At 31.5% G+C, this 1,665-nt stretch carries 2 protein-coding genes; both read right to left on the bottom strand.

Translation table 11 applies throughout. From position 1 onward, the window contains the following. Positions 1-1,186 (bottom strand): hypothetical protein (locus RR409_RS21085; RefSeq protein WP_332559736.1); only part of this gene is annotated, 1,186 nt, incomplete at its 3' end. Between the two features lie 3 nt (positions 1,187-1,189). Continuing rightward, the coding region (locus RR409_RS21090; RefSeq protein WP_332559737.1) for a hypothetical protein at positions 1,190-1,665 on the bottom strand (476 nt) is incomplete at its 5' end.

Consider the following 1,665-nt stretch of genomic DNA (forward strand, 5'->3'; position numbering starts at 1 on the left):
CACTAGCACTTTTACCATATTCGTATAAATATACTTGCCAAGGAATGTTACCAAATTCACTAGGAACAGTTGGTATTTCATCAATAGCCACATGGTATCTTATAGGTAATTCCACCCCACTTGTGCTCTCTCTCTTGCCCCAAACAATAAAATCATTTTTAATATTCTGATAATTTGGAGTGTTGTTGAAACTTGTAGTTATATTACTTTCCTTAAAGGAGTATGCATTTTGACTCTCACCAAAATTTACTGTATAATCATCTCCCTCTAGGTTTGTAATAGGAACATAACTTTTATTTAAATAGTTTTTCATCTCTTGAAAGACAAAATTACCCTCAAGATCATAGAAATACTCATAATTACCTAGAATGCCTTTAATAGAATCTAATATAGATACAACTGTTTCTCCTGCTTGTTTTATTAGTTCTCCTGGATATATAAAATCAACCCAATCATACCCAGCTAAATCTCCACTGTTTAAAGTTCTCACCACTCCAGGAGCAGTAGATTCTTTAAACTCATTTCCAAATTCATCAAAGTAGATTGGACTTTTTCCTTTGTACCTATAAACCTTTTTGATTTTCAAAGGAACATCATTAATTATAACTTTAGAGGGATCCACTCCCCCAAGATGTATCACAGCCTCTCTGATGATATCATATATGGTTACATATTCAATCTTAGTTGTATCTTCATCAATTCTTGTGTATCTTTCATGAAGAGCTACTGGGGCAGGTAGTTGACCAGCACACTCACCGTTCAGTAGACACATTTTATCTTTTGCTGTTATATTAATATTTGCATCAGTTAAATTATGACTGATTGAGGCAGTTATTATAATAAAAACCCCAAGAGGAAACCATAGTATTTCCCCATATTTTTTATGAGTATTGGAGGGATTTGTGTACCCAGAAAAAACTCTAATTTTTTTGTTAATAGATATTAAGTTATCTAGATTAGTTAAACTATATCCATCCTCAGTAACGTTCATAGTTATATTACAAGTTCTTCTCATGGCACTTGCTCCATCTATTGAGATGGAACCTCCAGTACTCTTTCCTTGTATTTCAGATATTGTATTTTCATTAAAGTCCAACACTTCCATTTTCACATGGTGCTCTTTTACTGTTGTATTTTCCAGTAATTTTAAAAACTCTTTGTCATCTAAAAAATTCTCTAAAAACATTACTTATCGCCCACTCTCTTGTATATTATATTTATTTAGATTAAATACATTAAAAGAATCAACTTCTATTATGTTACAAGAGAAGTCATAAATAAGTCTTCCTAGTTGTTGATTTGGTGTCATGTTAACATCCATAATTCTAACTATAGAGTTTCCTTCTGTTGGAGATTTAAATAGTTTAGGTTTTCCATCAAGTAAAAACTCTTCAACTCTATTTCTAAATTCTCTTTCAAGTACAGTATTATTGTAGTTGTTAAGATTATTTTCTCTATATAAACTATCGTAGTGAATAGACATATCATATGGTAGTTGTGATTTAAACTCATCATCAACAAATAAATCTGCCCTTGGAGCAAACTCTTCTGTTTCATCCATGAAGTGAGTTATAGTCCCACTCAAAGAAAATTCTTTATAGTCAATACTTGCATTTCTAGTAACAAAAGGATACTTAGAACCTATTGTCTCTATTCGGCTTTCTT

Origin of the sequence: Clostridium sp. (assembly GCF_036642255.1) — a bacterium.
Taxonomy (GTDB): Bacteria; Bacillota; Clostridia; order Clostridiales; family Clostridiaceae; genus Clostridium_J.